Raw genomic sequence first — 7,821 nt, forward strand, 5'->3', positions numbered from 1 at the left:
GCGTCAACAGCGGTTTCATCCGACGCCGCCTTCCTTTCGCGTCAGCTTCGCTTCAACGCCTTCCGCAAAAACTGCCCCGTATAACTCTCTTTTACCTCCGCGACCTCCTCCGGCGTGCCTTCGGCCAGTACCTGGCCGCCCTTGTCGCCGCCCTCGGGGCCCATGTCGATCACGTAGTCCGCCGTCTTGATTACGTCCAGGTTGTGCTCGATGATTACCAGCGTGTTGCCGGTGTCGGCCAGTTGCTGGAGCACTTCGTTCAGCCGCTCGACGTCGGCCATGTGCAGCCCGGTCGTGGGCTCGTCGAGCAGGTAGATCGTGCGGCCCGTGGCGCGCCGGCTGAGTTCGGTCGCCAGCTTGATGCGCTGTGCCTCGCCGCCCGACAGCGTGGTCGAGGGCTGGCCCAGCTTGATGTAGCCGAGCCCCACGTCGCGCATGGTGACGAGCTTCGACGCGATGCGCGGGATCGGCTCGAAAAACTCCAGCGCCTCGTCGATCGTCATGTCGAGCACCTCGTAGATCGACTTGCCCTTGTAGCGCGCCTCCAGCGTCTCCCGGTTGTAGCGCTTGCCCTTGCACACCTCGCAGGGCACGTACACGTCGGGCAGGAAGTGCATCTCGATCTTGATGATGCCGTCGCCCGAGCAGGCCTCGCAGCGCCCGCCCTTGACGTTGAACGAGAAGCGGTTGGCCTTGTAGCCGCGCGCCTTGGCGTCGGGCGTTTCGGCAAACACGTCGCGGATCAACGTGAACACGCCGGTGTAGGTGGCCGGGTTCGAGCGCGGTGTGCGCCCGATCGGCGATTGGTCGATTTGGATGATCTTGTCGAGCTTTTCCACGCCCTCGATCGCGTCGTGCGCGCCCGGGCGCGTCTTGGCGCGGTTCAGCGTGCGCGAGAGCGACTTGTACATGATCTCGTTGACCAGCGACGACTTGCCCGAGCCCGACACGCCGGTCACGCAGGTAATCACGCCCAGCGGGAAGCGCACGTCGATGCCGCGCAGGTTGTTGGCGCGCGCGCCCTTGACCGTGATCCAGCCGGTGGGCGTGCGCCGCACCGCGGGCACCGGGATCACGCGCGCGCCCGACAGGAACTGGCCGGTCACCGATTCGGGAATGCGCATCAGCTCTTCCGCCGTGCCCTGCGCCACCAGGTAGCCGCCCGCGGAGCCCGCGCCCGGCCCGATGTCCACGATGTAGTCGGCCTCGCGCATCGTCTCCTCGTCGTGCTCCACCACGATCAGCGTGTTGCCCAGGTCGCGCAGGTGCTTGAGCGTGGCGAGCAGCTTCTGGTTGTCGCGCTGGTGCAGCCCGATCGAAGGCTCGTCCAGGATGTACAACACCCCCACCAGCATCGAGCCGATTTGCGTGGCCAGCCGGATGCGCTGCGCCTCGCCGCCCGACAGCGTGCCCGCCGCGCGCGACAGCGTCAGGTAGTCGAGCCCCACGTCCATCAGGAACCCCAGCCGGTCGTTGAGCTCCTTCATGATCTGGCGGGCGATCAACCTGTCCTTATCGGACAGTTCCAGCTTTTTAAAGAAGCGCTGGCATTCGCGCACCGACAGCGCGCTGAGTGAAGCGATCGACAGATCGCCCACGGTGACCGCGAGCGACTCGCGCTTGAGCCTTTGCCCCTTGCAGTCCGGGCAGGGGATGGAGGCCATGTAGGCCTCGAGCTCCTCCTTGATGCCGTCCGACTGCGTCTCGCGATAGCGGCGCTCGAGGTTGTTGACGATGCCCTCGAACGGCGCGCTGAACGAGCCGGAACCGTGCTGGCGCTCGTAATGGATATGGAGTTTTTCCTGGCCCGTGCCGTACAGCACGGCGTTCACGGCCCGCTCGGGCAGGTCCGCTACCCTTGCGTCCAGCGAGAAGTGGTAGTGCTCGGAAAGCGCCATCAGGTACATGCGCGCCATCGAACCGCCCTCCTCGGCCGAGTTCCAGCCGCTGACCCGGATCGCGCCCTCGCTGAGCGACAGCGACCGGTCGGGGATCACCAGGTCGGGGTCCACCTTGAGCAGCGTACCCAGGCCCGTGCAGGTGGGGCAGGCGCCGTAGGGGCTGTTGAACGAGAACATGCGCGGCGCGAGTTCCTCAATCGAGATGCCGCAGTCGATGCAGGCGTAGTTCTGGGAGAACAGGTGGTCCTCCCCGTCCGCGACGCTCACCACCGCCAGCCCGCCCGCCAGCCGGAACGCGGTTTCGAGCGAGTCGGTCAGCCGGCGCGCCATCTGTTCGCGCACCACCAGCCGGTCGACCACCACCTCGATCGTGTGCTTCTTATTTTTATCGAGTACGGGCGGTTCGCTGAGTTCGTACAGCGCCCCGTCCACGCGCACGCGCACATAGCCCTGCTTTGCCATGTCCTCGAACAGCTTGACATGCTCGCCCTTGCGCGCGCGCACCACGGGCGCCAGGATTTGGATGCGCGTGCCCTCGCTGAGCGAGGCCACCTGGTCGACCACCTGATCGACCGTCTGCTGGCGGATCTCCTGCCCGCACTCGGGGCAATGCGGAACGCCCACGCGCGCGTACAGCAGGCGCAGGTAGTCGTGGATTTCGGTCACCGTGCCCACCGTGGAGCGCGGGTTGCGCGAGGTGGTCTTCTGGTCGATCGAGATCGCGGGCGACAGCCCCTCGATCACGTCCACGTCCGGTTTTTCCATCTGTCCGAGGAACAGCCGCGCGTAGGACGACAGCGATTCCACATACCGCCGCTGTCCCTCGGCATAGATCGTGTCGAACGCCAGCGACGACTTGCCCGAGCCCGACAGCCCGGTCAGCACGACCAGCTTGTCGCGCGGCAGTGTGAGGTCGATATTCTTCAAATTGTGTTCGCGTGCGCCGCGAATCACGATGCTGTTCGTCATGGGGCAAACCGGCCTCCTGATCTATTGTAGTGATGCACCTTATCATACCCCAAACATTTTTTATTGTAAACAGCATGCGGACATATGTTCGGAGATTTAGCGTGGCGTTCGGGCAAATTTGCGCGCCCGTCAAACGCCGCACAGCCACCCGGCATTGGGGGAAATTGGCCGGGGTAATCGCCTTATTGCGCACGGGGGTGAAGGATCATGGGCGGAACCGTCGGGTGCGGCGCCGGACGTTCAGGCGGTGCTGGCCGGTGCGGATTGCCCGGCGTTGTTCGGCCCGCTGCCCGCGGTGCTGTCGCCGCGCGAAGCCGTCAAGGAGGATCCCTTTCATGCCCGCGTATGCCACATTCCGCAGGCAGGGCGAGGTATGTTGGTACTAAACTTTCGGTCTGCTCCCACTAAATTTAACGCGTTCCGGGGCCCCGACCGATTGACAGATACGCACGGTTTGTGGTTTAATATAAACCGTTTCGGGGTTTAGTATAGCTGTACTTCGGGGAGGGGTCGTGTGATGGAGCTGGGCGCGAAGATCAAGCGGCTTCGGCTGAAGCTGGGGCTGACACAGGAGGAGCTGGCCGACCGCTGCGAGCTGACCAAGGGGTTCATCTCGCAACTCGAGCGCGACCAGGCATCGCCCTCGATTGCGACGCTGATGGACATTCTGGAGACGCTGGGGACCGACCTTTCGCAATTCTTCTCCAGCACACGCGCGCGCAAGATCGTGTTCACCGAGGGCGACACCTCGGTCAAGGAGGACGGCGAGGGGCTCAAGGGCTCGATCCGCTATCTGGTGCCCAGCGCTCAAACCGGACGGATGGAGCCGATCCTCGTCGAAATGGCGCCGGGCGGCGAGACCGAGGAGCAGGACCCGCACGAGGGCGAGGAATTCGGCTACGTGCTCAGCGGCCAGGTGACCGTAGTGGTGGGCGAGACGCGCGCGCGCGCGCGCAAGAACGAGAGCTTCTGCTACGAGCCCAGCGCGCCGCACAAGCTGGTCAACACCGGCAAGGCGTCGTGCAAGGTCATCTGGGTGTCGTCACCGCCAACTTTCTAAATGTACGGAGGAAGTGCCATGGTCGAGGAAACGCGGCTGATCGAGCTCAAGGGTATCTCGAAGGCGTACGACGGCGAGACCCACGCGCTGAGCAATATCAACCTTTATATCCGCAAGCGCGAGTTTGTTACGCTGCTCGGCCCGTCGGGCTGCGGCAAGACCACGATGCTGCGCATCATCGCGGGGTTCGAATACCCGTCGGAGGGCCAGCTGCTGTTCGGCGGCGTGGACATCGCGGGCGTGCCGCCCTACAAGCGGCGGGTCAACACGGTGTTCCAGAAGTACGCGCTGTTCACCCACCTGGACGTGTTCGACAACATCGCGTTCGGGCTCAAGCTCAAGAAGCGGCCAAAGGACGAGATCCGCTCGCGCGTTTCGCGCATGCTGAAGCTCGTCAAGATGGAGGGCTACGAGAAACGCTCCGTGGATCAGCTGTCGGGCGGCCAGCAGCAGCGCATCGCGATCGCGCGGGCGTTGGTCAACGAACCGGAGGTGCTGCTGCTCGACGAGCCGCTGGGCGCGCTCGACCTGAAGCTGCGCAAGCAGATGCAGATCGAGCTCAAGGCCATGCAGCAGCAGCTGGGCATTACGTTTATCTACGTCACCCACGACCAGGAGGAAGCGCTCACGATGTCGGACACCATCGTGGTGATGAAGGACGGGCGCATCCAGCAGGTGGGCGACAGCAAGCGCATCTACGACGAGCCCAAGAACGCCTTCGTGGCCGACTTCATCGGCGAGAGCAACATCGTGCCGGGCACGATGATCGAGGACGAGCTGGTCGAGTTCGCGGGGCAACGGTTCCGCTGCGTGGACAAGGGATTTGGGCAGATGCAGCCGGTGGACGTGGTCGTGCGCCCGGAGGACATGATGATCGTGGGCGAGGATCAGGGGCAGCTTAAGGGCGTGGTCAAGTCCACGCTGTTCAAGGGCGTGCACTACGAGATGATCGTTACGGCCGGCGGGTTCACCTGGAAGGTGCACTCCACCGCCATGCACCCCGAGGGCAGCGCGATCGCCTTGTCGGTCGTGCCGTTCAACATCCACATCATGCGCAAGAGCGTGGTCTACGCAAACGGGGAGGCGATATAAGTGAAGCGCAGCATATTTGCCGCACCGTACGCTACGTGGATGGCCCTGTTCACGATCGCGCCGCTGCTGTTCGTGGTCTACTTCGCGTTCACCGATAAGGCCGGAGCGGCGACGCTCGCCAACATAGGCAAGTTCTGGGACCCGGTGTACCTGAACGTGCTGTGGCGCAGCCTGTATCTGGCGCTGTACTGCACGGCGATCTGCCTGCTCGTGGGCTACCCCGCGGCCTACTTCCTGGCCAGCCGCGACTTCAGCCGCCACCGCCTGCTGTTCGTGCTGATCCTCTTGCCCATGTGGATGAACTTCCTCCTGCGCACCTACGCGATGATGTCGCTGCTCGAGGACTCGGGCATCATCAACAGCCTGCTCAAGCGGATGGGCCTTGCGCCCGTGACGCTGATCGGCACCGAGGGCGCGGTGCTGCTGGGCATGGTGTACAATTTCGTGCCGTTCATGATCCTGCCGATCCACACCGCGCTTCGGAAGATGGATGCCCGGGTGATCGAGGCGGCCGAGGACCTGGGGGCCAACCCGTTTGACGTGTTCAGGCGCGTAGTGCTGCCGCTGTCGCTGCCCGGCGTGGTCTCGGGCATCACCATGGTGTTCATGCCGGCGGTCACCACGTTCGCCATTTCGCGGCTGCTGGGCAGCGGCAATTTCTGGCTGTTCGGCGACGTGATCGAGCGGCAGTTCCTCGAGGCCAACGACTGGAACTTCGGCTCGATGCTGTCGCTTGTGATGATGGCGCTGATCCTGGTGTCCACCTCGTTTCTGAACCGCGTCGATCCCCAGAAGGAAGGGAGCGGAGCCTACTGATGCGCAAGTTCTTCAAGGGCGCGTACCTCTCGCTGCTGCTCGCGTTTCTGTACGCGCCGATCGCGGTGATGATCCTCCTGTCATTCAATGCCAGCAAGTCGCGCGCCAAGTGGGGCGGGTTTTCGTTTCGGTGGTACCAGAAGCTGTTCGAGCGCCCCGACATCATGGAGGCGCTGTGGCTGACGCTGCAGGTGGCGCTGATCGCGACCGCCGTGGCCACGGTGCTGGGCACGCTGGCGGCGATCGGCATCGACGCCATGAGGAAGCGCCCGGCCTCGCTGATGCTCAACCTGTCGAGGCTGCCGATGACCACGCCCGACATCGTGACCGGCGTGTCGCTGATGCTGATGTTCGTGTTCGTCCGGATGCCGATGGGCTACGGTACGATGCTGATGGCGCACATCGCGTTCGACGTGCCCTACGTGCTGTTCTCGGTGCTGCCGAAGCTCAAGCAGTTGGGCGTCGACATGTACGAGGCGGCGCTGGATCTCGGCTGCACGCCGATCCAGGGGGTAACGCGCGTGATCGTGCCCCAGATCATGCCGGGGGTGGTGACCGGGGCGCTGATGGCCTTCACGATGTCGCTCGACGACTTTGTCATCAGCTATTTCACCGCCGGTTCCACCGCCAAGAACCTGTCGATCGTGATCTACTCGGCGGCAAAGCGCGGCATCGAGCCCTCGATCTACGCGCTGTCCGCGCTGATGTTCGTGTCGGTTCTGGCCCTGCTGCTGATCGTCAACAAGCGCTCGTCGCTTGAAAACGTGGCTGGCTAACAAAAAACCAAAGGAGGGTACTTTCATGAAAAAACTATCGCTGTTCATCGCGCTGGTGTTATGCTTCACGTCGCTGCCGCTGACCGCGCGCGCGGCCGAATCGATCACGGTGTTCAACTGGTTCGACTACATCGACGAGTCGCTGATTCTTCAGTTTGAGGAGGAGAGCGGCATCGATGTGAAATATGCCAACTTCACCACCAACGAGGAGATGTACGCCAAGCTGACGGCCGGCGCGGGCGACTACGATGTGATCTTCCCCTCCGACTACATCATCGAGCGGCTGATCGCCGACGGGGGGCTGGCCAAGCTGAACCTCGACAACATGCCCAACGTCCAGGGCCTGCGCGAATGGCTTAAGAAGCCGGCCTACGACCCGACCGGCGAATACTCGGTGGCCTACATCTGGGGCACGGTGGGCATCCTCTACAACCCCGACCTGATGGAGGAGGAGGTCGTAAGCTGGAAGAGCATCTTCGACCCGCAGTACCAGAAGGGCGTGTTCATGCTGGACTCGATCCGCGACTCGCTGGGCGTGGCGCTCAAGTACCTGGGCTACTCGATGAACACGCGCGAGAGCGCCGAACTCGAGGCCGCCAAGCAGCTGCTGATCCGGCAGAAGGCCGACGGGATCGTCAAGGGCTACATGGTGGACGAGGTCAAGGACAAGATGATCGCGGGCGAAGCGCCGATGGCGGTCATGTGGTCGGGCGACGCGCTGTACGCGATGAGCGAGGCCGATCAACTCCGGTACGTGGTGCCCGAGGAGGGCTCGAACGTGTGGGTGGACGGCGCGTGCATCCCGGCCACCAGCCAGCATAAAGAAGCTGCCGAAAAGTTCATCGACTTCCTGTGCCGCCCCGACGTCGCGCGCAAGAACATGGAGGCCATCTACTTCGCCACGCCGATCCAGGCGGTGGTGGACGGGATGAGCGAAGAGGAAAAGAACAACCAGACCCTCAACCCAACGCAGGAGATCATCGATCGCTGCGAGTTCTTCCACGACATCTCAGGCGATATGGCGATGTACGATCGCATGTGGATGGAAGTACGCGGATAACGCCGCTTCGCGGGGCCTCGAAATCTTTCCGCCCGGTTGCCCGTTCGCCCGCTTCGCGGGCTCCGGGCGGCCGGGCGGAAAGATTTCGAGGCCGTTTGGGTTACGGGGGGACGGGGCCGCCTTCCTGAATTTCCTGCGGGAAATTCA

General features: G+C 63.5%; 6 protein-coding genes. 5 read left to right on the forward strand and 1 reads right to left on the reverse strand.

All coding sequences use genetic code 11. The features are described 5' to 3' along the window. Positions 1-41: 41 nt before the first annotated feature. On the reverse strand, positions 42-2,870 hold the full coding sequence (uvrA, locus tag ACH6CV_RS15700) for an excinuclease ABC subunit UvrA (protein WP_456359160.1): 2,829 nt from the start codon (positions 2,868-2,870) through the stop codon (positions 42-44). Positions 2,871-3,387: 517 nt separating this feature from the next. Between uvrA and ACH6CV_RS15705 the strand changes: the two genes are divergently transcribed. Genes ACH6CV_RS15705 through ACH6CV_RS15725 form a run of 5 tightly spaced genes read left to right on the forward strand, consistent with a single transcriptional unit; the run spans position 3,388 to position 7,674 of the window. Further along, positions 3,388-3,930, forward strand: coding sequence for a cupin domain-containing protein (locus tag ACH6CV_RS15705; protein ID WP_456359161.1), 543 nt, complete (start codon positions 3,388-3,390; stop codon positions 3,928-3,930). A gap of 18 nt (positions 3,931-3,948) precedes the next feature. After that, the gene (locus tag ACH6CV_RS15710) at positions 3,949-5,022 is read left to right on the forward strand and encodes an ABC transporter ATP-binding protein (protein WP_456359162.1); all 1,074 of its coding nucleotides are present in this window, start codon (positions 3,949-3,951) and stop codon (positions 5,020-5,022) included. After that, the gene (locus ACH6CV_RS15715; protein WP_456359163.1) at positions 5,023-5,838 is read left to right on the forward strand and encodes an ABC transporter permease; all 816 of its coding nucleotides are present in this window, start codon (positions 5,023-5,025) and stop codon (positions 5,836-5,838) included. It abuts the gene before it with no gap. Then, on the forward strand, positions 5,838-6,614 hold the full coding sequence (locus ACH6CV_RS15720) for an ABC transporter permease (protein ID WP_456359164.1): 777 nt from the start codon (positions 5,838-5,840) through the stop codon (positions 6,612-6,614). Before ACH6CV_RS15715 ends, ACH6CV_RS15720 begins: the two co-directional genes overlap by 1 nt. Positions 6,615-6,639: 25 nt before the next feature. Continuing rightward, the gene (locus tag ACH6CV_RS15725) at positions 6,640-7,674 is read left to right on the forward strand and encodes an ABC transporter substrate-binding protein (RefSeq protein WP_456359165.1); all 1,035 of its coding nucleotides are present in this window, start codon (positions 6,640-6,642) and stop codon (positions 7,672-7,674) included. Positions 7,675-7,821 lie beyond the last annotated feature (147 nt).

This window comes from Anaerozeibacter quisquiliarum, from assembly GCF_051162045.1.
GTDB classification, from domain to species: Bacteria; Bacillota; Clostridia; order Christensenellales; family Aristaeellaceae; genus Anaerozeibacter; species Anaerozeibacter quisquiliarum.

Coding starts and splice junctions, on each gene's coding strand:
- ACH6CV_RS15725 (WP_456359165.1), top strand. CDS start 6,640: ATGAAAAAACTATCGCTGTTCATCGCGCTGGTGTTATGCTTCACGTCG.
- uvrA (WP_456359160.1), bottom strand. CDS start 2,870: ATGACGAACAGCATCGTGATTCGCGGCGCACGCGAACACAATTTGAAG.
- ACH6CV_RS15710 (WP_456359162.1), top strand. CDS start 3,949: ATGGTCGAGGAAACGCGGCTGATCGAGCTCAAGGGTATCTCGAAGGCG.
- ACH6CV_RS15705 (WP_456359161.1), top strand. CDS start 3,388: ATGGAGCTGGGCGCGAAGATCAAGCGGCTTCGGCTGAAGCTGGGGCTG.
- ACH6CV_RS15720 (WP_456359164.1), top strand. CDS start 5,838: ATGCGCAAGTTCTTCAAGGGCGCGTACCTCTCGCTGCTGCTCGCGTTT.